The following is a 26,195-nucleotide window of genomic DNA, read 5'->3' on the forward strand; positions in this document are numbered from 1 at the left end:
CCCCGCGCCAGCGGGGATAAACCGGATGCAATGGGCACCATCCTTACCGTACTGGAGTGTTCCCCGCGCCAGCGGGGATAAACCGTGGTTATTAAGTCCGGCTCGGTTAACGATACGGTGTTCCCCGCGCCAGCGGGGATAAACCGAGTTCCGCGAGCAGGCGCTTGCATCAAACCTGGTGTTCCCCGCGCCAGCGGGGATAAACCGGCGGGTTTGTACGCCGATTGGCCGACCAAAGCGTGTTCCCCGCGCCAGCGGGGATAAACCGTTAATGTTCCGTGGAATTACTGGAATGAGCGGGTGTTCCCCGCGCCAGCGGGGATAAACCGTGGACAACGGCAGCTGGCATATGGATGCGTATGTGTTCCCCGCGCCAGCGGGGATAAACCGAATGGCTGGAGTGGGTCGCAGGCGATAAAAAAGTGTTCCCCGCGAGAGCGGGGATAAACCGGTGCAGAAACGGGCTTTAGTGGATGGGAATCGGTGTTCCCCGCGCCAGCGGGGATAAACCGACACGACGGCCGTTTACCTGGTTGTACAGGGCGTGTTCCCCGCGCCAGCGGGGATAACCCGTTGATTAAGATAGCCTGATCGGCGACCGGTTACGGAAAAAGCCACTACTCAGGTTTGGGTTAAAACGCGTGCCAGTCGTCCTCGCTGCCTGATGCCTTGCCCGATGATGCCGCCGGTTTTAACGCCAGTGTTTTCGCGGCGGGTGGGGCGGAAAGCCGGGGTTTGTTGCCGGGTGCGCTATAAGCGCGGTGGCTGGTTTCTTCCTGATGGAAGATGCTGACCACCTGTTTTAACTGTTCGGCCTGCTGTTGCAAGGCTTGCGTGGCGGTGTTGCCTTCTCTGACCAGCGAGGCATTTTGCAAGGTGGTTTGCTCCATCTTATTGATCGCCATATTCACCTGTTCGATGCCAAGCGACTGCTCCTGACTGGCGACGCTGATTTCCCCCACCAGCTCGCTCACTTTGCGCACGCCATCCACAATTCCCTGAATTGAGGCGCCGGCTTTTTCCACCAGTTGGTTCCCGGCGTCCACCGTTTGTACCGAGTGACCGATAAGCTCTTTGATTTCTCTGGCGGCCGAGGCGCTGCGTTGGGCCAGACTGCGCACTTCGCTTGCCACCACCGCAAACCCCCGGCCTTGCTCGCCGGCGCGAGCCGCTTCAACCGCTGCATTGAGCGCCAGGATATTGGTCTGAAACGCGATGCTGTCGATGACGCCGATGATATCGACGATTTTTTTGGAAGAGCTATCGATAGCGCCCATGGTTTGCACCACTTCGCTGACCAGTTGCCCGCCGGATTGCGCCTGAATGGCGGTATCTTGCGCCAACTGGCTGGCTTGTCTGGCGTTATCGGCATTGTGCCGAACGGTCGAGGTGAGCTGTTCGATCGAGGACGCTGTTTCTTGCAGCGCGCCGGACTGCTCTTCGGTACGGCTTGAGAGGTCCAGGTTGCCCGCTGAGAGCTGCGATGATGCGCCGGCGATGGCTTCTGCCCCTTCGCGCACCTCTCCGACCACCGTCCGTAACTGGGCGATCATGGCTTTTAGCGCGAATTGCAGCTGCGCCAGTTCATCGCGGCCTTGCGGGGAGATCTCTGCGGTGAGATCGCCTTTGGCGACGGCATGCGTTATCAGTACCGCTTTTTGCAGCGGGCGCACAATGCTGCGGGTCAGCATCCAGGCGAGCAGCGAACCGATGACGGTAATCAACACCCCCAGCCCGCCGAGAAAGAAATAGCTGTTACTGGCGCGTTCGGCAATGTCCATCCGCATCCGGTCAATGCTGGTGCGCTGGTAGTCGCGCAAGATGTTCATGCTTTTTTGGTACTCGATGGCGATAGGCTGCAATCTTTGTTCAAAGAATTGCTTGGCCTGTTCCGAGTTTCCCGCTGACTTGGCGGCGAAAATGTCATCCCGCGCTTTGATGTACGCCTGACGGTTGGTGTTTAAGTTATCCAGCAGGGCCTTTTCTTCACTCGAAGACACCAGCGCGGTAAATTGCGCCGCACGCTCATTGTTCTCTTTGGTTGCGTTGGCGTTATCCGCCGCGAACACCTGCGTCAGTGAGGCATCACTGCTGCGCGCGGTGGCGGTGGCCCGTTGTATGCCGGCGGCGAGAGCCGCGCCCCAGTCCGCCACCAGCCGTTCTTTGCGCAGCGGTATTTGCATAATCTGTTCCGCGTTTTGGCTAATCTGGCGGAGTTGATAGATGCCGCTGGCAAGCATGGTTAACGAAAATGCGATAAGTATCCCAAACCCTATGGATAGCCGAATACCAATGTTGTAGTTTTTCATTTTTACTCCTGGGTTTCTCTGTCGCTGTTTGTCAGATTTTCTTATGTTCGACGTAACGGATGTGCTCAGTGATTTGTATAGCAGATATTCTCAGGTGTGCAGCAGGCTCGCCGGATTTGTGTTGACTCTTTTTCCCCACGGGGGTCCTGAGGGATCCCCATAAAATCAGCGCTAATAAACCAACACCATACTCCGGTAGGTGTTGGCGAGGTGGTTAAGAACGGTGCTCAGCACCGTTCGTCTTAACATTAGCGGAGAGTGTCGCAGGACATTCTCCGCTAATTTTTCATCACTTCACGTGGCTTAAACTCGTCTGTGCTGCTGAAAATAAGCCAGGGTTCTTTGGCTGCTGAGCGCCCCCGTGACGACCCTACCGCCGAGGTGTTCCCCGCGCCAGCGGGGATAAACCATGCACCTCTGCGGTTGCTTGTCGAACTCGGCGTTGTTTCGTTTATTTCGTTTGTTGTGCTTTTCGTTTATTTCGTATAGTCTGATTGCAACCGTTACGGTTATCACTAGACCTCAAACTGAAAATGGAATACCCAAAATGACAAACTCAATTCTTGATAGCCTGAGCCTTCCGGCACCAGGGGAGATTGAGGCGGCTGTTCGTGGACAAAGGGAGCTTGCTGCCTATCTCTCCACAAAGATGGAAACACAAAAAATCTCGATTCAGGACGCAGATAACAACACTCGTCAGGTCGAATTACCGACGTCGGCACTGACATTATTGATGTCGATTTTAGGCGAGCTGGCTGTGGGTAACGCGGTTCAGGTTGTTCCTGTTCATGCTGAATTAACGACACAGGAGGCAGCCAACATTCTGAATGTTTCACGCCCTCACATGGTGAAGCTTCTGGAGGATGGGAAACTACCTTTTCATAAAACTGGTCGCCACCGCCGTGTGCTTTTCGCTGACCTGATGGACTATAAACACCAGAGGGATAATGAAAGCAGTAGAGCAATGCAGGCGTTGGCAGATCATAGCCAAGAGCTTGGATTGTACTAATGACCCATACACCTTATCCTGTCGTGCTAGATGCGTGCGTAATTTATCCATCTCTCCTGCGGGATTTATTAATCCACTTAGGACTAACAGGGCTGTATCAGCCTAAGTGGACGGCCATCATCGAGGATGAATGGCAACGCAATCTACTGCTGAATAGACCTGATTTAACCCCGGAGCAAATCTCGCGGACACGCGAGCTGATGAATCAGGCTATTCCTGATGCGATGATTACTGGGTTTGAAGCGCTCATTCCAGGCATCACGCTCCCTGATCCTGATGATCAGCATGTGGTTGCAGCCGCCATTCGCAGTAACGCTGAAATCATCGTTACGTTTAACCTGAAAGATTTTCCCCATCCCGAGATCGATAACTTTGGCATTGAAGCGCTACACCCGGATGATTTCATCACAGACCTGCTCGATTTGAATCAGGCGCTTGTGTTATCCGCAGTAAGCAGGCAGCGTCACAGCATGAGAAAACCGCCTAAATCGGTTGATGAGTATCTTGATGCGTTACTCCGGCAGAGCTTACCGCAAACAGTAAAAGAATTGAGTAAATTCCACGCCCTGATTTAGTCTGCTTGGTGACCATAGCGGACAATCCAACCCACCGCCAACATCACCAAAATTTCCCTTTCTGTGAAGACGTTATCCGTTTTTTCTATCAATCTCGGGCAAAATATCCGCGCAACAGGTCTGTATTTTGCCCGGGAAGTGGCATTATGTGCAGTTCGTGATAACAGGGACTGATGCTATCCGGTCAGGCAAGGATTAACGACGTTCTACCGGGAGAGGGGCCGTGGAGGCAGAGAATACCCTGGGAGTTATTTCCCGCTATCTGAAGAAATTGCATGTGCTGACGCTGTGTGTCAGCGACGATGACGATTTATGGTGTGCTAACTGCTTTTATGTGTTTGATGATGAACAGATCGCCTTTTATCTGATGACGGAACCGGATACGAGGCATGGCGAGATTATGCGGCGATGCCCACAGGTGGCGGGCACGGTCAATGGTCAGCCGAAGAGCGTGCTGCTGATTAAAGGCGTGCAGTTTCTGGGCGAGATCAGCCGATTGAGCGGCGATGAAGAAGCGCAGGCGCGCAGTCGCTATAACGTTCGCTTTCCGATTGCCCGCAGCAGCGGCGCGCCGGTCTGGAAGCTGTCGATCAATGAAATGAAAATGACCGATAACGCGCTGGGGTTTGGAAAAAAGCACCTTTGGCGTCGTGATACGGTGACGGAACCGATGTAACCGACGTCGGTTTTCCGTGTGCCGGTTTTCCATATATGTGCCGTTTTCATCTAACGGTATCCGCGTGGAGCGATGCCTGCGCCACGCGGTTTGTCTGTACCCGCCGCCGGCTCAGCGCAGATGGTGAATCACCTGATTGCGGCTGCCGCGCCATATCAGCGTCAAATCCCGCTGTTCCTGCACGAACCGGCCGTCCACCAGCACGTTGATCAGATCCACTATGTCGCGCTGTTCCGGCGTCAGTTCATCCAGCCGATAACCGGTCCACATCCAGATATTCTTACCGGGGCATTCGTCATGCACCCGTTTCACCAGCCGCAGGATATCGGGCACGTTTTGCGGGTGCAGCGGGTCGCCGCCCGACAGCGACAGTCCCTGCAACGGTACGTCGGTGTTTTGCAGATCGGCGATGATGCGATCTTCCATTTCCTGCGTGAAAGGGTGCCCGGAGTTCACTCGCCAGGTGCTCTGGTTATAGCAGCCGGCGCACTGGTGCTCGCAGCCTGCCACAAACAGCGTACAGCGCGTTCCCGGACCGTTGACCACATCCACCGGGTAGTATTGATGGTAGTTCATAGCGATTACCGTCCAAAAGGCCGCCCACCGGGCGGCATCAGCCTAACGCCGCAGTCGTGCATGAGGCCGCGCGCCCAGAAGGAGCGCGGCGCAGACTGTCAGCCCAGTTGTCCGCTGGCAAGGTGTTTTACCCGGCGTTTGACCTCTTCCTGCTTGCCGGCGTTGAACGGACGCGCATCCGGGCTACCCAGGTAGCCGCACACCCGCCGCGTCACCGAGACGCGCGAGGAGTCGTGGTTACCGCACTGCGGGCAGGTAAAGCCTTTGCTGGTGCAGTCGAACTCGCCGGTAAAGCCGCACTCGTAGCACTCGTCGATCGGCGTGTTGGTGCCGTAATAAGGGACTCGGGTGTAGCTGTAGTCCCATACGTCTTCCAGCGCCCTGAGGTTGTGCTGCAGGTTGGGATACTCGCCGTAACAGATAAAACCGCCATTCGCCAGCGGCGGATAAGGGGCCTCAAAATCGATCTTCTGGTACGGATTGACCTTTTTCTCCACGTCGAGATGGAAGCTGTTGGTGTAGTAGCCTTTGTCGGTGACGCCGGCCACTACGCCGAATTCAGCGGTATCCAGACGACAGAAGCGGTCGCACAGGTTTTCGCTTGGCGTACTGTACAGGCTGAAACCATAACCGGTCTCTTCCTTCCAGCCTTCGGTCGCGGCCTTCAAACGGGCGATAATCGCCACCGCTTTCTGCCGCAGGGTTTCATCATCGAACACATGAACCTGATTGCCGAACAGGGCGTTGATGGTCTCATGCACCCCGATATAACCCAGCGAAATGGAAGCGCGGCCGTTCTTGAAAATCTCGGCGATATTGTCGTCCGCCTTCAGGCGTACTCCGCATGCCCCTTCCATATAAAGTATAGGCGCTACACGGGCTTTTACATTTTCCAGCCGCGCGATACGCGTCATCAGCGCCTTTTTCGCCAGCAGCAGCCGCTGGTCCAGCAATTGCCAGAAGCGGGCTTCGTCGCCGTGGGCTTCCAGCGCGATGCGCGGCAGGTTCAGGCTGATGACGCCCAGGTTGTTGCGGCCGTCGTGGATCTGTTCGCCGTTTTCTTCGTATATCCCCAGGAAACTGCGGCAGCCCATCGGCGTCTTGAACGAGCCGGTGACTTCCACCACCTGATCGTAATTGAGAATATCCGGGTACATGCGCTTGCTGGCGCACTCCAGAGCCAGTTGCTTGATGTCGTAATTCGCGTCGCCCGGTTTGTGGTTAACGCCGTCACGGATGGCGAACACCAGTTTCGGGAACACCGCCGTCTTGTGGTTTTTGCCCAGTCCGGCGATACGGTTGCGCAGGATCGACTGCTGAATCAGCCGCGATTGCCAACTGGTGCCAAGCCCAAAACCGAAGGTGACGAACGGCGTCTGGCCGTTGGCGGTGTGCAGGGTGTTGACTTCGTACTCCAGCGACTGGAAAGCGTCGTAGCACTCTTTCTCGGTACGGCTGAGCGCGTAGCCTTCGGCGTCCGGAATCTGCCATTCGCGCGCCACGGCGCAGTGCTTCTCGTGGCTGGCGGTGACGAACGGCGCCAGAATTTCATCGATACGGTTGATGGTGGTGCCGCCGTAGATATGGCTGGCGACCTGCGCGATGATCTGCGCGGTGACCGCGGTAGCGGTGGAGATGGACTTGGGCGGCTCTATTTCCGCGTTGCCCATCTTGAAACCCTGCGTCAGCATGCCGTTGAGGTCGATCAGCATGCAGTTGAACATGGGGAAGAACGGCGAGTAGTCGAGGTCGTGGTAATGGATCTCGCCGCGTTCGTGAGCCAGCACCACGTCGCGCGGCAGGATGTGCTGTTTGGCGTAATGTTTGGCGACAATCCCCGCCAGCAGGTCGCGCTGGGTAGGGATGACCTTGCTGTCCTTGTTGGCGTTTTCGTTGAGCAGGGCGACGTTGCTTTGCTCCACCAGTCCGCGGATTTCCTGATTCAACCGCCCCTGACGCTCACGAGCCACATCGCGGTCGTGGCGGTATTCGATATAGGTACGCGCCAGTTGCTTGTACTTGCCGGACATCAGCAGGTTTTCCACCACGTTCTGAATCTCGCGAATATCAACGCGCGCTTTTCCCTGCACCTGCTGAGCGACGGCGCCGGCGACGGTGGCACAGTAGTCCGCATCATCCACGCCGGCAGCTTTTGCCGCTTTGATGACTGCGTCATTGATTCGGTTTTCGTCAAAAGGTACCTGACATCCGTCCCGTTTAATCACTACTGGTTTCATGTTGTTCCTCGGTGTTCTTCCTTTGTTGATGTTATCCACAGGCGGAAGCCGCGGCTGACAACGGATGCGGAGGCTGTGGATGTTCTTGTGGATAAACACAATATGTAGGTTCTTGTAAAAGGATAGACACTATATATTGAATTCGCCTGGGAGGGGACCCGGTTTTATTGCGCCGAAATTGACCTGGCTCAAGGAAATTCCGGCATCGTAGATAAATCAGTCTTGTACAAATAACGCACAAAAGTGACCGGCCGTGATGCAGCCCCGTCATCACTGGCCTGACGACAGTCTGTGCTTTTTGGCTATCAAGGCATCTAGACATCCATATAGGGTTTTTTGTATGGTGGCGGGAAATTTTTTTACGCGATAAGGAAAGACGATGGCAGACAACGTTCTGATTCTGGACGGGGGAATGGGGCGTGAACTGGCACGCATCGGCGCGCCTTTTCGCCAGCCGGAGTGGTCGGCGTTGGCGCTGATGGAGTCGCCGCAGCATGTGCGGCGGGTGCATGACAGCTTTATTGCCGCCGGCGCGCAGGTGATTACGACTAATAGCTACGCCGTGGTGCCTTTCCATATTAGCGAGGCGGTGTTCAACGCGCGCGGTCAGGCGCTGGCGACACTGGCCGGGCAACTGGCCCGTCAGGCGGCGGATGCCGCTGCGCATTCGGTGCGCGTCGCCGGTTCGCTGCCGCCGGTGCTGGGTTCTTATCGTCCGGATCTGTTCGACGCCGCCGCGGCGACGCCGATTCTGAAAACGCTCATCGACGCCCTGAATCCCTACGTGGATGTGTGGCTGGCGGAAACCCAGAGTTCGCTGGCGGAGGTGACGCTGGTGCGCGAGCTGCTGGCGAGCGATCCGCGCGAGCTGTGGCTGTCGTTTACGTTGCAGGATGAACTGGATGCCGACGGCCACGCCCGCCTGCGTTCCGGCGAAACCGTGACGGACGCGGCGCAAACGGCTGCCCGCCTGCACGCCGCCAATGTGCTGTTTAACTGTAGTCGGCCGGAAGTGATGGCGCCGGCGGTGGCGCAGGCGAGCGCGGTGCTGCAAGCGCAGCCCGCCAATATCGGCGTGGGCGTGTATGCCAACGCCTTCGAGCCGGAAGATAATCAGCGCGGCGCTAACGAAGGGCTGAGCCGTTTACGTACCGACACGCACCCGGAAGGATACCTGCAATGGGCGCAGGAATGGGTGGCGCAGGGGGCGTCGCTGGTCGGCGGCTGCTGCGGCATCGGCCCGGAGCACATCGCCCGTCTGGCGCAGGCATTTCACCGTCAGTCCTGATGGCGGCGAAAAATATAACGATATGTCCCCTAAATAATTCGAGCTGCAGGAAGGCGGCGACGCAGCGAATCCCCAGGAGCTTACTTTAGTAAGTGACTGGGGTGAGCGAGGAAAGCCAACGCACCTGCAACTTGAAGTATGACGGGGATAATAATCATCCGTAACGGATGAGCACTCACGAAGGGAACACAACATGAATCGTCGTCATTTTATCAAGAGCGCCTGCGCCCTGTCTGTCGCCGCGGCCGCTACCGGCTGGCCGTTGAGCGCCGCCTGGGGAGCGGAAGGCGGTGAACAACCGAAAAAGGGCGGTCACCTGATTGTCGGCGTGGACAACGCCTCCAGCACCGACCGCCTCGACCCGGCGTTCTGGTTCGAGACTTATATGTACTTCGTGGGTTCCCAACTGTTCAACAACCTGCTGGAACTGGACGAAAAAGGCGAACTGGCGCCGTCGCTGGCCGAATCCTGGGACAGCAAAGACGGCGGCCGCACCTGGGTGCTGCACATCCGCCAAGGCGTGCAGTTCCACGATGGCCGTACGCTCGGCGCCAAAGACGTGATCTACTCGCTCAACCATCACCGCGGCGAGAAATCCAGCTCGTCGGTGAAAGGCTATCTGGACCCGGTGATAGCGATGGACGCCACCGGCAGCCATGAAGTGACTATCCGCCTGAGCGAACCGAACGTGGAATTCGTCGCGCTGCTGAGCGACGTGCACTTTGCCATTACCCCGGAAAACGAGAGCTTCGACAAGGGCATCGGCACCGGCGCCTTTATGCTGGAGAGCTTCCAGCCGGGCGTGCGCACGCTGGTGAAACGTAACCCGAATCACTGGAACAGCGAACGCGGCCACGTCGACTCGGTCGAAACGCTGGCGATGAACGACTCCACCGCCCGCGTGGCGGCGCTGGTGAGCGGCTCGGCGCACATCATTAACCGCGTTAACCCGCGCATCGTCGGCCGTATCCAGAACATGCCGACCCTGCAACTGTTGCGCTCGCGCGACAGCCAGATTTTCACTTTCCCCGGCCTCGGCAATGTGGCGCCGTTCAACACCGAAGACGGCCGGCTGGCGCTGAAATACGCCATCGATCGCCAGCAGATCATCGACACCGTGCTGGGCGGCTACGCCAGCGTAGCCAACGACAACCCGATTTTCCCGTCCAACCGTTATTTCGCCAAAGACATTCCCCAGCGTCCGTACGATCCGGAAAAAGCCAAATGGCACTGGCAGAAAGCCGGTTTCAGCGGCCCGCTGACGCTGTCGGTCGCCGATGCCGGTTTCCCCGGCGCGGTGGACGCTGGCCAGCTGTATCAGGCGTCTGCGCAGAAAGCCGGTATTCCGCTGAATGTGGAGCGCGTGCCGGACGACGCTTTCTGGGACAATGTGTGGATGAAAAAACCGTTCGTCTCCTCCAACTGGTCGGTGCGTCCGACCGCCGATGCGCTGCTGTCGCTGGTGTTCACCAGTCAGGCGCCGTGGAACGAGTCCGCCTGGAAAGACGCCGGCTTCGACCAACTGGTGCAGGCGGCGCGCGGTGAAGTGAACGAAGAAAAGCGTCGTCAGATCTACCACGACATTCAGGTGATGTTGGTGGACAAGGGCAGCGAAATCATCCCGCTATACGCTGACGCGCTCGATGCCTGCAGCAATAAGGTGAAAGGGCTGACCGCCATTCCGGGCTTCCCGCTGAGCGGCAACCGCGCGGCGGAAAAAGTGTGGCTGGCCTGAGGCGGGTAACGTGACGATTCTTCACCGATGGACCGATCTTTACCAATGGACCGAGCGCTACCCGCTGCTGACGCTGATTCTGCGGCGTCTGCTGGCGGGCGTGGCGATGATCGCGGTGGTATCGGCGCTGATTTTCGCCGGTATCCAGCTGTTGCCGGGCAACGCCGCCACCGCCATTCTGGGGCAGACGGCGACGCCGGAAGCGGTGCGGGCGCTGAATGCCCAACTGGGGTTGGATCAGCCGGCGGTTTCGCGCTATCTCGGCTGGCTGTGGGGCGTGCTGGGCGGCGATTTCGGCCACAGCTTCACCAGCCGTCAGAGCATTGCGCCGGTGCTGGCCTGGCGGCTGGAAAACACGCTGTTTCTTGCCGGGTGCACGGCGGTGATTGCGGTGCCGCTGGCGCTGCTGATCGGCTTTCTGTCGGTGCGTTATCAGGGCAGTTGGCTGGACAGGCTACTGAACCTGTTTACCCGCGTCGCGGTGGCGCTGCCGGAGTTTTTCTCCGGCTACCTGCTGATTCTGATTTTTTCCATCACCCTGTTCTGGCTGCCGAGCAACAGCAGCGTCAGCGATGGTATGCCGCTCGGCGCGCATCTGACCGCCATCGCGCTGCCGTGCCTGACGCTGGTGCTGGCGGTGCTGGGGCACATGAGCAACATGACTCGCGCGGCGTTGATCGGCGCGCAAAACGCGGCCTATGTCGACACGGCGTTGCTGAAAGGGATGTCGCCTTCCGCTATTCTGCTGCGCCACGTGCTGCCCAACGCCTGGGGGCCGATCATCAACGTTATCGTGCTCAACCTGGCATATCTGATGGTGGGGGTAGTGATCGTCGAAAGCGTGTTTGTTTACCCAGGGCTGGGGCAGTATATGGTCGACAGCATCAGCAAGCGCGACATGCCGGTGATTCAGGGCTGCGCGCTGGTGCTGGCGACGATTTACATCCTGCTTAATCTGCTGGCGGACGTGGTATCGCTGATGGCGAATCCGCGTTTGCGCCATGCCCGGCGGTAATACCGTCAACCGAATGGATATCTGTACATGCCTGCTGTGAAACCTTCCGTGGCGTTCGGCCTGCTGGGGCTGGGCCTGTTTATTGGGGTGGCGCTGTTTGCGCCCTGGATTGCGCCTTACCCGGCCGACAAGGTGGTCGGCGGCGCCTGGCTGGGGCCGATGCCGCAGGTCTGGCTCGGCACCGACAATATCGGGCGCGATCTGTTCTCCCGTTTAGTCTGGGGTACCCGCACTTCGCTGGCGGTGACCGCGCTGGCGGCCGCATTGGCGTTTGTGCTGGGCGCCGGGCTGGGGTTTCTGGCCGGGGTGTGCGGCGGCTGGGTCGACCAACTGATTTCCCGCGTTAACGACGTGCTGATGGCGATCCCGACGCTGATTCTGGCGCTGGTGGTATTGGCGATGCTGCCGAAAAGCACGCTGATCATCATTCTGGTGCTGGGCGTGCTGGAGGCCACCCGCGTGCTGCGCGTTTCGCGCGCGCTGGCGGTGGATATCGCCACGCAGGAGTTCATCGAAGCGGCGCGCATGCGCGGCGAGTCGATGGGCTGGATTCTGTGGCGCGAAATTTTGCCGAACGCGCGCAACACGCTGGTGGCGGAGTTCGCGCTGCGCTTCATCTTCATCCTGCTGTTTCTGTCGGCGCTGTCGTTTCTGGGGCTGGGGATCCAGCCGCCGACCGCCGACTGGGGCGGGCTGGCGCGCGACAACAAAGACGGCATTTTGTTTGGCGTATGGGCGGCGCTGGTGCCGGGGGCGGCTATCGCCCTGCTGGCGGTGTCGCTCAATGTGGTGGCCGACTGGCTGCTGAGCCGCGATGGGCGTAACTGGCGCGGAGGCCGTCATGAGTGAGTTGCTGCGGGTTGAACATCTGCGCGTCATGGCGGGCGGTCGGGCGCTGGTGCAGGACATCAGCTTTACCCTCAATAAAGGCGAAGTGCTGGGGCTGATTGGCGAGTCCGGCGCGGGCAAGTCCACCATCGGCCAGGCGATTCTCGGCCACTGCCGTCACGGCATGCGTATCGACAGCGGGCATATCTGGTTTCAGAACGGCGATAACAACAGCGACCTGGCGGCGTTATCGGAGCGGCAGTTACGGCGGGTGCGCGGCGCGCGCATCGCGTATGTGGCGCAGTCGGCCAGCGCGTCGTTCAACCCGGCGCAGCGCATCGGCGAGCAGGTGATTGAAACGGCGGTACGCCACGGCGTGCTGTCGCGTCAGCAGGCCATCACGCGGGCGATCGAACTGTTTGCACAGCTGTCGCTGCCGGAACCGCAGATCTTTTTCCAGCGCTACCCGCATCAGGTTTCCGGCGGGCAGTTGCAGCGGGCGATGATCGCGATGGCGATGTGCGCCGGCCCCGACCTGATTATTTTTGACGAGCCGACCACCGCGCTGGACGTCACCACCCAACTCGGGGTGCTCAACGCCATCGATGATATTATCCGCCTGACCGGCGTGGCCGCGCTGTATATCAGTCACGATCTGGCGGTGGTGGCGCAAATCAGCCACCGCATCATGGTGCTGCGTCACGGCCGTCAGGTGGAAACCGGCGACACCGCGCCATTGCTGGAAAACCCAGCCGAAGAGTACACCCGCGCGCTGCTACAGGCGCGCGGCGAGCCGAAAACGCCGCAACCGGCGACCGGCGACGTCCTGCTGGATATCCGCCATCTTGATGCCCGTTACCAGCAACAGCCGGTATTGCAGGACGTGTCGCTGCAACTGGCGCGCGGACGCACACTGGCGGTGATCGGCGAATCCGGCTCCGGCAAATCGACGCTTGGGCGTACCCTGTGCGGGCTGCTGGCTCCGGCGGGCGGCGAGATTCGACTGAATGGCGACGCCTTGCCGCCGCGACTGGCGCAGCGCAGTCGCGCCCAGTTGCAAGCTGTCCAGATGATTCACCAGCACCCGGATACCGCGCTCAACCCGCGTCTGCCGATCGGCGTGCAGATTGAGCGGGCGATGGTGTGCCTGACCCAACTGGACGCCGCGACGCGACGTTCGCGTGTGAACGACCTGCTGCATCAGGTCGGATTGCCGCCGGAGATGGCGCAGCGTTATCCCACCGCGCTGTCCGGCGGTCAAAAACAGCGGGTATGTATCGCCCGCGCGCTGGCGGCGCAGCCGTCGCTTATCGTCTGCGACGAACCGACATCGGCGTTGGACCCGCTGGTGGCGCGCGACGTGCTCTCGCTACTGCGCCAGATCCAGCAGGAAACCGGCGTCGCCTATCTGTTCATCACCCACGATTTACACGTGGTGCGGGAAGTGGCCGATACCGTGGCGGTGCTGCGCCAGGGGCGCATTGTCCGGCAAGGGCAGGTAGCGCAAGCGCTGTCACCGCCGCTGGACGACTACACGCAGCAACTGCTGCTGGCGGTGCCGGAAATGCGCTGCGGCTGGCTGCGGGAAGTGATGGATAAGGGGTACTGATTGGCGCGGGCGGAATCATCCGTTTCTACCGGGCACGTGTTGTTGTCGGCCCGGTATTCGCATCAAACATCCCGACGTTTACTGTTTTGGCGGCATGCCCTGCGCCGGAAACGGCGGCAGTTGCCGAAAGGTATTCAATAGGCCTTCCGACCAGGCTTTGCGGATGGCGACGAAGTAAGGGTCGCTTTCGGTGATGCGGTGCTGTTCGCTGGCATCGAAGCTGCCGGTGCGATAAATCATCACGTCCAGCGGCAGGCCGACCGATAGGTTGCTGCGCAGCGTGGAGTCGATGGAAATCAGCGCGCAGCACATCGCCTGTTCCAGCGAGGTGTCCGCCGTCAGTACCCGGTCGATAATCGGTTTGCCGTACTTGCTTTCGCCGATCTGAAAGTAGGGGGTGTCGACGGTGGCTTCGATAAAATTGCCTTCCGGATAGATGTGGAACAGCCGCGGCGTTTCGTCGCCAATCTGACCGCCCAGCAGCAGGTTGCAGCCGAAATTGGTGCTGCTGCCGTTTTGCTGGGCCTGGCTGTCGCGGTGAATGACCTCGCGCACGGTTTCGCCCACCAGCGTGGCGGCGTCGTACAGCGTGCTGACCTGCATCAGGTTCGGCGTGTGCTGGTCCTGAATGCGGGCGTTCAGCAGGCTGATGATGCTCTGGGTGGTGGCGAGATTGCCGGCGGACTGCAGCACCAGCACCCGTTCGCCTTCCTGACGGAACACATGGAGCTTTCTGAAGGTTGCGATGTGGTCGACCCCCGCGTTGGTACGGGAGTCGGAAGCGAAAACCAGACCGTCAGACAGACGCATGGCCACACAGTAGGTCATACAACACCTTTTGAGTTAAACAGTGCTCACTATTGCTGTTGTTGCACCTGCTGCTGTCGCTCAAACAGGCTCACTTCAGCCTCGGAAAACATCTCTTCACAACCACCGCCGAGGCGGCTGCCGCGCACCGGGCAGGCATCCAGATAATCCATCCCCACCGCCAGCCGCAAGTGCTGATTGAGCCGGCGGGTATTGTTGGTGATATCAAAACTGTGCCAGCGCTCGTTCAGCCAGGCTTCGGCCCAGGCGTGCATCGCCACGTGCTCGGTATCCCGGCTGTAGACGTAGCCGCTGACGTAGCGCGCCGGAATGCGCAGGCTGCGACAGCAGGCCAGGAACACGTGGGAGTGATCCTGACACACCCCTTTGCCTTTGGCAAAAGCCGCCGCCGCGGTATCGTGCACCCGGGTGGCGCCGGGAGTATACGGCATTTTCAGCCGCAGCTCCGCCATCAGCGTTTCCAGGCTGCCCGCCGGATCGGCCTCGCGGTAATAGCGCCGGGCAAACTCGCGGATCGGCTCGTCCGCCTCGGTCAGCTCGGTGCCGCGCAGGAACACCAGCGGCGACAGCGACTCGCTGCTCTCCTCGGGCTGCTCTTCTCCATTATCGGCGATTTCCACCACACCCTGAGCGTGGATCAGAATGTCGTGATGAGGATGGTCCAGCGTTAGCACGTGCATCAGGTTGCCGTAGGCGTCGGTGGTGGCGACCGCCGAGGCCGGCAGCGTCAGCTTCCAGTCGCGGATACGCTGGCGGGCGGAACTCTGCGGCGTGAGCCGCAGGTACTGGGTGCTGAACTTCACTTCTTCATCGTAACGGTAGTGGGTCAGGTGATTGATGGTGAGTTTCATAGCGCCTCCAGATAGGTATGACGGATGCTGTCAGCCAGTCCATTGATTTTAATGAGGAAACGACTGAGGTAATGTTGCAGGTCGTCGGCCAGTACGTCGTCTATCGAGCCGAAGCGCAGCTCCACGTGCAGCAGGTGAGCCTGCCGCTGCGGGATGCGTGCCCGCTCGCTGCCGATCATCTCCAGCTGTTGCACCAGATCGCCCACGCAGGCGTGCAGCGAGCGCGGCACGTCGTTGCGCAGCACCAGCAATTCGGTGACGGTTTCCCGGCTGATGGGTTGGCGATAAATACTGTGGTACGCCTCGCGGGCGCTCACCGCGCGCAGCAGGGTGTCGAGCCGGTAGTATTCACGCACCGGGTCCGGGTCGTTGTTGAGCTGCTGATCCTTGACCGCCAGCAATTGCGCGGTAGCGAACGCCCGTTCGATCAGGGTGCCGATGCGGATAAAACACTGGGCGTCGTTGCGCAGCAGGGTGCCGAACATGGCGCCGCGAAACAGGTGCGCACGCTCTTTCACCCAGTCGAAAAAGGCGTCGATGCCGATCTTGTCCACCCCGGACTGCCGCAGATTACGGATATCGATGCGGGTGGTGTTGATGCATTCCCACACTTCGGACGACAGACTGCCGCGCACCGCGTGGGCGTTATTCCACGCCATTTCGATGCAACTGTAGATGCTGCTGGGGTTGTGGCTGTCCAGCGCAAAGAAGTTCAGCAGGTTGTTCATGGTGAAGCGGGCGTAGCGCTGCTGAAACAGCTCGTGAGTAAACGTCAGGTTGAGCGGCAGCGACAGGTCATGCTGCTGCTGGTTGTGACGCGGCATCATCGACAGCTTGTAGGTGACGTCCAGCACGCGGGCAAAACTCTCCGCCCGTTCCAGATAACGGGCCATCCAGTACAGTTCGCTGGCGGTACGGCTTAGCATGATTCGTCCTCCTCCATCACCCAGGTGTCCTTGGTGCCGCCTCCTTGCGAGGAGTTCACCACCAGCGAGCCTTCGGTCAGCGCCACGCGGGTCAGCCCGCCGGGCACCAGCCGGATCTCCTCGCCGTACAGCACGAACGGGCGCAGGTCGATGTGGCGCGGCGCCAGTCCTTCCTCGACAAACGTCGGGCAGGTGGAGAGCGCCAGCGTGTCCTGAGCAATATAGTTGCCGGGGTTAGCCAGCAATCGCTGGCGGAAATCCTCGATTTGCTGGCGGGTGGATTTGGGGCCGACCAGCATGCCGTAGCCGCCCGCGCCGTGAACCTCTTTCACTACCATGCTGTCCAGATGAGCCAGCACGTAGCTGAGATCGTCGGGCTTGCGGCACTGCCAGGTGGGAATATTGCCGAGAATCGGCTCTTCGGACAGGTAAAAGCGGATCATCTCCGGCACGTAAGGGTAGATGGATTTGTCGTCCGCCACGCCGGTGCCGATGGCGTTCGCCAGCACCACGCCGCCGGCGCGGTACACCGACAGCAGCCCCGGCACGCCGAGCATCGAATCGGCGCGGAACGCCAGCGGGTCAAGAAAGGCGTCGTCGATGCGGCGGTAGATCACATCCACCCGGCACGGGCCTTCGGTGGTGCGCATATACACCGCGCCTTCTTTGACAAACAGATCGGCGCTTTCCACCAGTTCCACCCCCATTTGCTGGGCGAGGAAACTGTGCTCGAAATAGGCGCTGTTGAAGCGGCCGGGCGTCATTACCACCACCGTCGGGTCGTCGACGTGGGTACTTTCCCGCAGCGTCTGCAACAGGTAGCTGGGGTAACGCTCCACCGGCGCGATGTGCTGGCTGGCGAACAGGTCCGGGTAGAGCCGCATCATCATCTTGCGGTTTTCCAGCATATACGACACGCCGGACGGCGTGCGCAGATTGTCTTCCAGCACGTAATAGTGGCCGTCGCTGTTGCGCACCATGTCGATGCCGGTGATGTGGGCGTAGATATTGTTGTGCAAGTCGACGCCCTGCATGCACGGCTGATACTGCTCGTTGGCGAGCACCTGTTCGCGGGGCACGATGCCGGCGTTGAGAATGTGTTGCTGATGGTAGATGTCGTAGAGGAAGGCGTTGAGGGCTTTGACGCGCTGGCGGATGCCAAGGTCAAGCATGCGCCATTCATGGGCCGGAATGATGCGCGGCACGCTGTCAAAAGGAATCAGGCGCTCGGTACCGCCTTCTTCGCCATACACGTTAAAGGTAATCCCCACCCGGTGGAACAGCAATTCCGCCTGTTCTTTCTTCTGGCGGATAGCGTGCTGGTCAGTCTGTTGCAACCATTGCCAGTAGGCGTCGTAGTGCTGGCGTTGCCCGCCTTCTGCGCTGAGCATCTCATCGTAGTAAGGCGCGGTCGGAAGCGTCATTTTTATCATTGTCGTCCCCTGCATTCCGCTTGATGGAAGATACTGAGAAAAATGCAGAAAACATGCCAGTGTGGTAAATGAGCTGCTTATTGCTGGCGGCGGGGAAAAACTGCACTTCGCTGGTGCAAATGACGACGAACGGTGCGCTATAGCGGGGTGATGCAGCGAAAATAACGAGAGAGAATGGTGCGATAGCGGAGGCGGGCGCACCTATTTGGGTAAGCACCATTAATATTGGATAGATACTTCGATGCGACAAAATGTTGCGTATTGCGATTTAATGTCCTAGTATCTTAATACGCTATAGCAAAATGCCTGCGGCTACAGTGAACACTACGAACACTACGAACACTACGAACACTACGAACACTACGAACACTACGAACACTACGAACACTACGAACACTACGAACACTACGAACACTACGAACACTACGAATTCATATAGGTATCAACAGTATGGCTATCAGCATTCGATTGGATGAAGATTTTGTCACCGAAGTAAAGGTGTATGCAGAAGCATCCAGCCGTAGTGTGCCCAAGCAGATAGAACACTGGGCCAGAATCGGCAGGATTGCTGAGGATAATCCCGATCTGACATACGAATTTATTATGGAAACTTTGCTCGCCCGAAGCGAAGCAGAGAATGGTAAGGTTTCTCGTTATGTCCGAAGAACAAAACCGAGCAGAGATTGAGGTTTATCAGACCAACCGGTTTGAAAAAGCATTGGACAAATTGCCGCAGCAGTTCAGAACCGTTGTTGAAGATGAGATTGATTTGATTGTTGAAAACCCTGAACTGGGTGAGCTCAAGAAAGGCGACTTGAGTTATTTAAGAGTTCATAAGTTCAAGCTGAACAACCAGTTAATATTGCTGGGATACAGTTGGAACCAGAACCAGCTTATCATCCACCTGTTAAGTTTGGGTTCTCATGAGAACTTTTATCAGGAACAGAAAAGGATGAGAAAGTCAGATTTAAAACTCATCAGGTAAATGAAACCCCGGTACTAACCGGGGTTCGTCATTTAACAATAACTCTATTCGCAATCTGTCGTTATTGCAGAGATGCCGGTTGGTTTTTAACCCCGAACCGCGATAGCTTCGATCTCGATTTTCACATCTTTCGGCAGGCGGGCCACTTCCACGCAGGAGCGGGCCGGGAACGGCGCGTTGTGCTCGGTGAAGAAGGCTTCGTATGCAGCGTTAACCGTGGCGAAGTCGTTCAGATCTTTCACGAACACCGTGGTTTTGACGATGTTGCCCACTTTCAGACCGGCCGCTTCCACGATGGCTTTCACGTTTTCCAGCGACTGACGGGCCTGTGCGGTGACGTCGTCCGGCACCAGACCGGTTTTCGGATCCACCGGGATCTGGCCGGAGGTGATGATCATGCTGCCCAGGTCAACACCCTGAACATAAGGGCCGATGGCGGCCGGAGCCTGTTCCGTACTGATAATGCGTGACATGTTTTCTCCTGATTATGTCTGAAATGATGCGACTTCCGCATTATTCCAAAAAGCCCGCCGTCAGGCCAATACCGCAATCCGATAGGCGGCGTTTTCCTGACGGCAGCCGCGTATCAGTGGCTGTTCAGCACCGCCTGGCGTTCAAACTCTTTCTCGCAGTATTTGCATTTCAGTTGCACGTCGTCGCCGCGCTGTTTCACGCCGAAGGAGGAGTTGACCGGCTCGCTGCGGCTGATGCAGTTGCTGTTGGGGCAGGTCAGTACGCCTTCGATGTGCGACGGCAGTTGCGGGTGCAGTTTGCGCACCACTTCGTAATTGTCGATCTGGTTAACGGTGGCCTGCGGGGCGTACATCGCCAGCTGGTTGGCCTGTTCTTCGGTCAGGAAGATGTTTTCGATCTTGATCAGATCCTTGCGGCCCAGATGGTTGGACGGCAGGTTCAGGCCGATGGTGATGCGCTGGTCGGTGGCGGTCAGTTTGAACAACGTCAGTAACTTGAAGCCCACCTGCGCCGGAATATGGTCGATCACGGTGCCGCGTTTGATGGCTTCTACCTGCAATTTATTGTCGTGAGTCATGCTGTATGCTCCTCTCTCACAGAACCAGTTCGCTGTTCAGAACCAGCGCCAGCAGAGCCTGGCGCGCGTAAATACCATTGCCCGCCTGCTGGAAGTAGTAGGCGTAAGGGGTGCTGTCCACGTCGGTGGTGATTTCATCGATGCGCGGCAGCGGGTGCAATACTTTCAGATTGTCGCGGGCGCTGTCGAGGTCGGCGGCGCGCAGGATAAACTGCGACTTGATATTGATGTACTCCGATGGGTCCAGCCGTTCTTTCTGCACGCGAGTCATGTACAGAATGTCCAGTTGCGGCGCCACTTCCTCAATGCTGGTGTGCAGGCTGTAGGGGATATCTTTCTCTTTCAGCATATTGAGGATGTAATCCGGCATCGCCAGCGCGTCCGGGGAGATGAAGTAGAAGCGGTTGCCGTCGAACTTGGCCAGCGCCTGGGTCAGCGAGTGTACGGTGCGGCCGTACTTCAGGTCGCCGACCATGGCGATATTGATGTTGTTCAGACGGCCCTGGGTTTCCTGAATGGTGAACAGGTCCAGCAGCGTCTGGGACGGGTGCTGGTTGGCGCCGTCGCCGGCGTTGAACACCGGTACGCCGCCGGAGAACTCGGTCGCCAGTCGCGCCGCGCCTTCCTGCGGGTGGCGCATCACGATGGCATCCACATAGTTGCTGATGACCGAAATGGTGTCCGCCAGGGTTTCGCCTTTCTTGCCGAGCGAGGTGTTGTTGCTGTCGGCAAACCCGACCACCGACGCGCCCAGCCGGTGAATGGCGGTTTCAAACGACAGGCGGGTACGGGTGGAGGCTTCAAAGAAACAGCTGGCAATCACTTTGTGCTTCAGCAGTTCCGGCTGCGGACGGGCTTTCAGGCTGGCCGCCACCTTGAGCGTCAGTTCCAGATCGTCCCGGCTGAGATCGTTGATTGAGATGATGTGTCTTTTATATAGCGGATTGACCATTTGGCTATGCTCCCCTCGGTTAGGCCCGGTAAACAAACGGTATGACTGGCGGCGACAGGCAAAAAAAAGCCCCTCAACGAGGGGCTTTTTTTACGAATCTGTCAGGCAACGGAAGGAAAAACGCTGTCATGCCGCCAACAGGCAGTTGCGGTTCGGCACTCACAAAAACAGCAGCGTCAGACATGTTCCCTCCCGGCAAATTGTCCGGAATTATACGCGCCGAAGAGGTGAATTCAAGCAGAAAAACGCTGTCTTTTCGCGATAGGCAATCGGTTGCGGTTGATTGTTTCACAGTAAGAAGAAACGCATCGTTCGGATCACTTTTTTACTATCGCTGGCTGGCGGCCCGATGCCGACAGGAGTATAAGGAATCAAAACGTTGTTTCAGTTTATTTATTTAAGGAGCGATCATGATTACCGGTAATGTCGACCATCTGGAGCTGGTTCCCTATCTGCCCATTAAACTGCGCGAGGCGATTGAGTATGTGAAGCAGCATATCAACGCCGATACTCCGCTGGGTAAGCACGATATCGACGGCAATAAGGTGTTTGTGCTGGTGTCGAACGACAGCACGGATCTGTTTGAGAAACGCCGCGCCGAGTATCACGCCAAATACCTGGATATCCAGATTGTGCTGAACGGCACCGAAGGCATGACCTTCAGCAACCTGCCGGCGGGCAAACCGGACGTGGACTGGCTGGCGGACAAGGACATCGCGTTCCTGCCGGCCGGCGAACAGGAAAAACAGTTTGTGCTGCATAAAGGCGACTTCGTGGTGTTCTTCCCCGGTGAAGTGCACAAACCGTTGTGCGCGGTCGGCGCCCCGGCCCACGTGCGCAAGGCGGTGGTGAAGATCGACGCCTCGCTGGTGCTGTAATCTGCTATTCATGACAAAAGGCGCAGCAGCGCCTTTTGTATTTTGACCGGCCTCGTTTTTTCTCCTGATATCCCTTCTGTTAACAGCGTATCTGATGTGATCCCGCCCGTAAAACCGACGTAAGGCTTTATGAAACCGGTTGCAGTAATCATGGCTTTCATGCAGTCTGAAACCGGTTTCAGTTGTAGCCGATCAACGAAGTGGTTACCGAATATCAACGTGAGGTAGCGCCATGTCAGGGATTCGAGATTACGCGAAATTAGCGCAAAGCATTCTGCAGGAAGTGGGTGGTCAACCGAATATTGTCGATTTTTCCCGCTGCGCCACCCGGCTACGCCTGATACTGGCGCAAACGCCTGATAACGCGAAAGCGCGCGTTCAGAGCCTGCCCGGCGTGATTGCGGTGGTGGAGAGCGCTGGTCAGTTTCAGGTTGTCATCGGCGTGCATGTGGCGGAAGTGTACAGCCAGATGGCGGCGTTGCTCGGCGAAGGCGCAAAGCGCGGCGAAGAGCCCCGTCGGCGCGTACTGGATACGGTGATCGCCACCATGTCGGCGGTGTTCGCGCCGATTGTGTATATTCTGGCGGCGGCAGGGATACTGCAGGGCATACTGATCGTTATTCAGCAGTTCTCCGCCGGTTTTACGCTGACCGGCACCTATCGTGTGCTCAATTTCATGTCCTGGACGCCGTTTGCCTTTCTGCCGGTGTTTATCGCCCTGACGGCTTCCCGTCATTTTCGCTGTAATACCTATATCGCGGTGCTGTGCTGCTGCGCGCTGATCAACCCGGAATGGACGGCGATGGCGGGGAAAATCGCCGCCGGCGAGTCGATCACTCTGTTGGGGCTGCCGCTGGCGAAGACGGTGTATACCGCGTCGGTGTTGCCGCCGCTGTTTCTGGTGTGGGTGCTGGCGTGGGTGGAGCGCCGGGTGGAAAAGCGATTGCCGGATATCGTCAGCGCGCTGTTTACCCCGTTGATCTGCTTTGTGATTGTGGTGCCGCTGACGCTGCTGTTGATCGGCCCGGCCAGTACCTGGGTCGCCACCGGGATCGCCGCCGGCTACAACGCGTTGTTCAATGCTTTCCCGGCGCTGGCGGCCGCGATTATTGGCGGCGTGTGGCAGATCATTGTGATCTTCGGCGTGCACTGGGGCATCACGCCGGTAGTGGTCGCCAACTTTGATCTGAACGGTTACGACTCGTTTCAGGCGTTCCAGACCGTCGCCGTGGTCGCTCAGATGGCGGCCGCTTTCGGCTGTTTTTTGAAAACGCGCAACCGTGAACTGAAAGCGCGCTCGATGTCGGCGGGGGTAACGGCGATTTTCGGCATCACCGAACCGGCTATTTACGGGGTGACGCTGCGCTACAAGAAACCCTTTATCTGCGGCTGCATCGGCGGTGCGGTGGGGGCGGTCGTCGCCAGCCTGTTCGGATCGCTGTATTACGCCTATGCCGCATTGCCGGGCGTGCTGACGGTGATCAACGCCATCAGCCCGTCCGCACCGATGTCGTTTATCGGCGAGCTGGCCGGCTGCGGCGTGGCAATCGTGTTGACTATCGGGTTGGTGATGGTGGTGGGGTTTGACGATCCGGTGGAGGAAACGGCCGCGGCGCCAGCGGAGGCGGCGTCGACCCGGACCAGCGCATCGGTTTGATATGACTGTGAATATTGAGTGCCTTGCCGTCGGCGTATGACGGCATTTAAAGAGGAGGTGGAGAGTATGAGTCAATTACCCGCAGGGTTCTTATGGGGGGGCGCGGTGGCTGCGCATCAGCTGGAAGGCGGCTGGAATGAAGGCGGCAAGGGCGTCAGCGTGGTGGATGTGCTGACCGCCGGCGCGCACGGCAAACTGCGGCGCATTACCGACGGCGTGATGCCCGGCGAGTCCTACCCGAACCATGAGGCAATCGACTTTTATCATCGTTATAAGGACGATATCGCGCTGTTTGCGGAAATGGGCTTCAAATGTTTTCGCACCAGCATCGCCTGGACGCGTATTTTCCCCAACGGCGACGAAACGGAGCCGTGCGAAGCAGGGCTGAAGTTTTACGATGACCTGATCGACGAACTGCTCAAACACGGTATCGAGCCGGTGCTGACTCTCAGTCATTTCGAGATGCCGCTGCATCTGGTGCAGCAGTACGACGGCTGGATGAGCCGCAAGACGCTGGACTGCTTCGTGCATTTCGCCGCCACGGTGATCGAACGTTATCAGCACAAAGTGAAGTACTGGATGACCTTCAACGAGATCAACAACCAGAAGAACGTGTCGGCCGAGATTTTCGGCTGGATGTGTTCCGGGGTGAAGTTCCCGCAGAAGGAAAAACCGGAAGAAGCGATGTATCAGGCGGTGCATCATCAGTTTGTCGCCAGCGCGCTGGTGGTGAAAACCGCGCATGACATCAACCCGGATATAAAAGTGGGTTGCATGTGCTCGTTTGTGCCGTACTACCCGTATTCCTGCCATCCGGAAGACGTGATGCTGGCGGCGCGTTCGATGCATGACCGTTTCTACTTCTCCGATGTGCACGTGCGCGGCCACTATCCGGCCTATGCGAAACGCGAGTGGGCGCTCAAGGGCTACCACATCCATATGGAGCCGGAGGACGAGCGGATTCTGCAGGAAGGTAAGGCGGACTACATCGGCTTTAGCTATTACATGTCGAACGTGGTGAAACACGATGTACAGAACGATATTGACGCCAGCATGGACGGCAGTTCCGAACATTCGATTGCCAACCCGCACCTGAAAGCCAGCGACTGGGGCTGGCAGATCGATCCGACCGGGCTGCGCTATGCGCTGGTGACGTTGTATGAACGTTATGAAGTGCCGCTGTTTATCGTGGAAAACGGGCTGGGCGCCGTCGATAAGCCGGACGCGAGCGGCGTGTGTCAGGATGACTACCGTATCGATTATCTGCGTTCCCATATTGAAGCCATGAAGGCGGCGGTGTGGGAAGATGGCGTCGACCTGATGGGTTATACGCCGTGGGGCTGCATCGATCTGGTGTCGTTCACGACGGGTGAAATGGCGAAGCGTTACGGTTTCATCCACGTCGACAAGCATGACGACGGCACCGGGACGTTAAAACGTACGCCGAAGAAATCCTTCCACTGGTATCAGCGGGTGATTACCTCGAACGGCGAAGAACTGTAAGCCGGGCCGGAAGCGCCGGGATTTGTGACTGGGCCGATAACGTTGGTTTATCCGGCCCATACGCTGAGCCAAATCACCTGTGGATTTGGCTCATATTCTCGCTACTTAAATCTCGACGCTCTGGCTCAGTGTCGCCACCATCACCGCTTTGATGGTGTGCATGCGGTTTTCCGCCTGATCGAACACAATGCTGTGGGCGGATTCAAACACATCGTTGGTGACTTCCATACCGTTGTGCAGGCCGTATTGCTCCGCCATCTGTTTGCCGAGCGTAGTCTGGTCGTCGTGAAACGCCGGCAGGCAGTGGAGGAATTTCACCTGCGGGTTGCCGGTAGCAGCGATCATCGCGGCGTTAACCTGATACGGCCGCAGCAGGTCGATACGCTGCTGCCACACTTCTTTCGGTTCCCCCATCGAAACCCACACATCGGTATAGATGAAGTCCACACCGTTCACCCCGGCCGCCACGTCTTCTGTTAGCGTAATCGAACCGCCGGTTTTGGCTGCCGCCGCCTGACACTCCGCCACCAGACCGGCATCCGGCCAGCAGGCTTTCGGGGCGATTAATCGCAGATCCAGCCCGGTGATGGCGGCGGCTTCCAGCATGCTGTTGCCCATATTGTTGCGGGTGTCGCCCACGTAGGCCAGCTTCATGCCCGACAGCGATTTACCCGGCAGGTGCTCCTGCATGGTCAGCAGGTCCGCCAGTAACTGGGTCGGGTGAAATTCGTTGGTCAGGCCGTTCCAGACCGGCACGCCGGAAAACTCGGCCAGCGTTTCCACCAACTCCTGACCGTAACCGCGGTACTGGATGCCGTCGTACATGCGGCCCAGCACCCGGGCGGTGTCTTTCATTGATTCTTTATGACCGATCTGGCTGCCGCTGGGGCCGAGGTAGGTGACTTGCGCGCCCTGATCGTATGCAGCAACTTCGAAAGAGCAACGAGTGCGGGTCGAATCTTTTTCGAAGATGAGTGCGATGTTTTTACCTTGCAGGTAGCGGGCTTCGGCGCCGTTTTTCTTATTGGTTTTGAGCGTGGCGGCGAGAGCCAGAAGGCTGCTGATTTCAGCCGGCGTGAAATCCATCAGCCGTAAAAAATGGCGCTTGTAGAACGGGTTCATCGTTGTCTTCTCCATGTGGCTCAACACTGAAGGTTGAATTAAAATTCACTTTATATGTGTAAATATTCAAATTCAAGTGCCGCGTTCAAACTTTATGGTGGAGAGAGAGGCTAGCCTGTGGGAAAATAACCCTATCTTTGCCGCTTTTATGA

25 protein-coding genes and 1 CRISPR repeat array are annotated in these 26,195 nt (G+C 58.2%); of the genes, 13 read left to right on the top strand and 12 right to left on the bottom strand.

The window, feature by feature from the left end:
• Positions 1-573: direct repeats of the CRISPR family, unit length 24 nt; unit sequence CCCCGCGCCAGCGGGGATAAACCG.
• Between the two features lie 59 nt (positions 574-632).
• Positions 633-2,309, bottom strand: a complete 1,677-nt coding sequence (locus tag DXXMK7_RS01970) for a methyl-accepting chemotaxis protein (protein ID WP_038917615.1) — start codon at positions 2,307-2,309, stop codon at positions 633-635.
• Between the two features lie 547 nt (positions 2,310-2,856).
• Between DXXMK7_RS01970 and DXXMK7_RS01975 the strand changes: the two genes are divergently transcribed.
• From DXXMK7_RS01975 to DXXMK7_RS01985, 3 genes are all read left to right on the top strand, one after another.
• Positions 2,857-3,318, top strand: coding sequence for a helix-turn-helix domain-containing protein (locus tag DXXMK7_RS01975; RefSeq protein ID WP_038917616.1), 462 nt, complete (start codon positions 2,857-2,859; stop codon positions 3,316-3,318).
• A complete protein-coding gene (locus tag DXXMK7_RS01980) occupies positions 3,318-3,893 on the top strand; it encodes a putative toxin-antitoxin system toxin component, PIN family (protein ID WP_038917617.1) in 576 nt (191 codons plus the stop codon). The genes DXXMK7_RS01975 and DXXMK7_RS01980 overlap by 1 nt, the downstream gene beginning before the upstream one ends.
• 223 nt (positions 3,894-4,116) lie before the next feature.
• Positions 4,117-4,569 carry a YhbP family protein gene (locus DXXMK7_RS01985; protein ID WP_038917619.1) on the top strand — a complete coding sequence of 151 codons (453 nt, stop codon included), beginning with the start codon at positions 4,117-4,119 and terminating at the stop codon, positions 4,567-4,569.
• A gap of 111 nt (positions 4,570-4,680) precedes the next feature.
• Here the strand turns inward: DXXMK7_RS01985 and nrdG are convergent, their stop codons facing one another.
• Together nrdG and nrdD are read right to left on the bottom strand one after the other, a co-directional pair.
• The gene (gene nrdG, locus DXXMK7_RS01990; protein WP_038917620.1) at positions 4,681-5,145 is read right to left on the bottom strand and encodes an anaerobic ribonucleoside-triphosphate reductase-activating protein; all 465 of its coding nucleotides are present in this window, start codon (positions 5,143-5,145) and stop codon (positions 4,681-4,683) included.
• A 98-nt stretch (positions 5,146-5,243) separates the two neighbouring features.
• The gene (gene nrdD, locus DXXMK7_RS01995; protein ID WP_038917621.1) at positions 5,244-7,382 is read right to left on the bottom strand and encodes an anaerobic ribonucleoside-triphosphate reductase; all 2,139 of its coding nucleotides are present in this window, start codon (positions 7,380-7,382) and stop codon (positions 5,244-5,246) included.
• A gap of 379 nt (positions 7,383-7,761) precedes the next feature.
• Between nrdD and DXXMK7_RS02000 the strand changes: the two genes are divergently transcribed.
• The 5 genes from DXXMK7_RS02000 to DXXMK7_RS02020 all read left to right on the top strand — a co-directional run bounded on the left by DXXMK7_RS02000 (position 7,762) and on the right by DXXMK7_RS02020 (position 13,857).
• On the top strand, positions 7,762-8,670 hold the full coding sequence (locus DXXMK7_RS02000) for a homocysteine S-methyltransferase family protein (protein WP_038917622.1): 909 nt from the start codon (positions 7,762-7,764) through the stop codon (positions 8,668-8,670).
• Between the two features lie 193 nt (positions 8,671-8,863).
• Positions 8,864-10,405: an ABC transporter substrate-binding protein gene (locus tag DXXMK7_RS02005; RefSeq protein ID WP_038917623.1), complete on the top strand. Its 1,542-nt coding sequence runs from the start codon at positions 8,864-8,866 to the stop codon at positions 10,403-10,405.
• A 16-nt stretch (positions 10,406-10,421) separates the two neighbouring features.
• Positions 10,422-11,420, top strand: coding sequence for an ABC transporter permease (locus DXXMK7_RS02010; RefSeq protein ID WP_049842618.1), 999 nt, complete (start codon positions 10,422-10,424; stop codon positions 11,418-11,420).
• Positions 11,421-11,447: 27 nt separating this feature from the next.
• Positions 11,448-12,269, top strand: a complete 822-nt coding sequence (locus tag DXXMK7_RS02015; protein ID WP_038917627.1) for an ABC transporter permease — start codon at positions 11,448-11,450, stop codon at positions 12,267-12,269.
• Positions 12,262-13,857: an ABC transporter ATP-binding protein gene (locus tag DXXMK7_RS02020; protein ID WP_038917629.1), complete on the top strand. Its 1,596-nt coding sequence runs from the start codon at positions 12,262-12,264 to the stop codon at positions 13,855-13,857. Before DXXMK7_RS02015 ends, DXXMK7_RS02020 begins: the two co-directional genes overlap by 8 nt.
• 78 nt (positions 13,858-13,935) lie before the next feature.
• Here the strand turns inward: DXXMK7_RS02020 and DXXMK7_RS02025 are convergent, their stop codons facing one another.
• From DXXMK7_RS02025 to DXXMK7_RS02040, 4 genes are read right to left on the bottom strand one after another with little or no spacing between them, the layout of a single operon-like run.
• Positions 13,936-14,685, bottom strand: coding sequence for a proteasome-type protease (locus DXXMK7_RS02025; RefSeq protein ID WP_038917631.1), 750 nt, complete (start codon positions 14,683-14,685; stop codon positions 13,936-13,938).
• Positions 14,686-14,714: 29 nt separating this feature from the next.
• Positions 14,715-15,536, bottom strand: coding sequence for a transglutaminase family protein (locus DXXMK7_RS02030; RefSeq protein ID WP_038917632.1), 822 nt, complete (start codon positions 15,534-15,536; stop codon positions 14,715-14,717).
• Positions 15,533-16,462, bottom strand: a complete 930-nt coding sequence (locus tag DXXMK7_RS02035) for an alpha-E domain-containing protein (protein WP_038917633.1) — start codon at positions 16,460-16,462, stop codon at positions 15,533-15,535. Before DXXMK7_RS02035 ends, DXXMK7_RS02030 begins: the two co-directional genes overlap by 4 nt.
• Positions 16,456-17,895, bottom strand: coding sequence for a circularly permuted type 2 ATP-grasp protein (locus tag DXXMK7_RS02040; RefSeq protein ID WP_038917635.1), 1,440 nt, complete (start codon positions 17,893-17,895; stop codon positions 16,456-16,458). The genes DXXMK7_RS02035 and DXXMK7_RS02040 overlap by 7 nt, the downstream gene beginning before the upstream one ends.
• A gap of 450 nt (positions 17,896-18,345) precedes the next feature.
• Here DXXMK7_RS02040 and DXXMK7_RS21510 point away from each other — a divergent pair, with 450 nt between their 5' ends.
• Both DXXMK7_RS21510 and DXXMK7_RS02045 read left to right on the top strand, forming a co-directional pair.
• Positions 18,346-18,582, top strand: coding sequence for a ParD-like family protein (locus DXXMK7_RS21510; protein WP_071605140.1), 237 nt, complete (start codon positions 18,346-18,348; stop codon positions 18,580-18,582).
• The gene (locus tag DXXMK7_RS02045; protein ID WP_038920775.1) at positions 18,551-18,880 is read left to right on the top strand and encodes a type II toxin-antitoxin system RelE/ParE family toxin; all 330 of its coding nucleotides are present in this window, start codon (positions 18,551-18,553) and stop codon (positions 18,878-18,880) included. Before DXXMK7_RS21510 ends, DXXMK7_RS02045 begins: the two co-directional genes overlap by 32 nt.
• An 86-nt stretch (positions 18,881-18,966) precedes the next feature.
• Here DXXMK7_RS02045 and ridA read toward each other — a convergent pair whose 3' ends face one another.
• The 3 genes from ridA to pyrB all read right to left on the bottom strand — a co-directional run bounded on the left by ridA (position 18,967) and on the right by pyrB (position 20,883).
• Positions 18,967-19,353 (bottom strand): 2-iminobutanoate/2-iminopropanoate deaminase, encoded by a 387-nt coding sequence (gene ridA, locus DXXMK7_RS02050; protein WP_033570393.1) that lies wholly within the window; start codon positions 19,351-19,353, stop codon positions 18,967-18,969.
• 113 nt (positions 19,354-19,466) lie between these two features.
• Entirely contained in the window at positions 19,467-19,931 is a 465-nt protein-coding gene (gene pyrI / locus DXXMK7_RS02055; RefSeq protein ID WP_038662952.1) for an aspartate carbamoyltransferase regulatory subunit, read from the bottom strand.
• A gap of 16 nt (positions 19,932-19,947) precedes the next feature.
• Positions 19,948-20,883: an aspartate carbamoyltransferase gene (gene pyrB / locus DXXMK7_RS02060; RefSeq protein WP_038917636.1), complete on the bottom strand. Its 936-nt coding sequence runs from the start codon at positions 20,881-20,883 to the stop codon at positions 19,948-19,950.
• Between the two features lie 410 nt (positions 20,884-21,293).
• Here pyrB and DXXMK7_RS02065 point away from each other — a divergent pair, with 410 nt between their 5' ends.
• The gene (locus DXXMK7_RS02065; RefSeq protein ID WP_038917637.1) at positions 21,294-21,761 is read left to right on the top strand and encodes a YhcH/YjgK/YiaL family protein; all 468 of its coding nucleotides are present in this window, start codon (positions 21,294-21,296) and stop codon (positions 21,759-21,761) included.
• A gap of 8 nt (positions 21,762-21,769) precedes the next feature.
• Here DXXMK7_RS02065 and DXXMK7_RS22770 read toward each other — a convergent pair whose 3' ends face one another.
• Complete coding sequence (locus DXXMK7_RS22770) at positions 21,770-21,922, bottom strand: hypothetical protein (protein WP_157987366.1); 153 nt, start codon at positions 21,920-21,922, stop codon at positions 21,770-21,772.
• Between the two features lie 71 nt (positions 21,923-21,993).
• Between DXXMK7_RS22770 and DXXMK7_RS02070 the strand changes: the two genes are divergently transcribed.
• On the top strand, positions 21,994-23,418 hold the full coding sequence (locus DXXMK7_RS02070; protein WP_038917638.1) for a PTS transporter subunit EIIC: 1,425 nt from the start codon (positions 21,994-21,996) through the stop codon (positions 23,416-23,418).
• A 66-nt stretch (positions 23,419-23,484) separates the two neighbouring features.
• A complete protein-coding gene (locus tag DXXMK7_RS02075) occupies positions 23,485-24,921 on the top strand; it encodes a 6-phospho-beta-glucosidase (protein WP_038917639.1) in 1,437 nt (478 codons plus the stop codon).
• Positions 24,922-25,026: 105 nt separating this feature from the next.
• Here the strand turns inward: DXXMK7_RS02075 and argF are convergent, their stop codons facing one another.
• Positions 25,027-26,043, bottom strand: coding sequence for an ornithine carbamoyltransferase (gene argF, locus DXXMK7_RS02080; RefSeq protein WP_038917640.1), 1,017 nt, complete (start codon positions 26,041-26,043; stop codon positions 25,027-25,029).
• Positions 26,044-26,195 lie beyond the last annotated feature (152 nt).

Origin of the sequence: Dickeya sp. MK7, assembly GCF_000406305.1 — a bacterium.
Classification (GTDB): Bacteria; Pseudomonadota; Gammaproteobacteria; order Enterobacterales; family Enterobacteriaceae; genus Dickeya; species Dickeya fangzhongdai.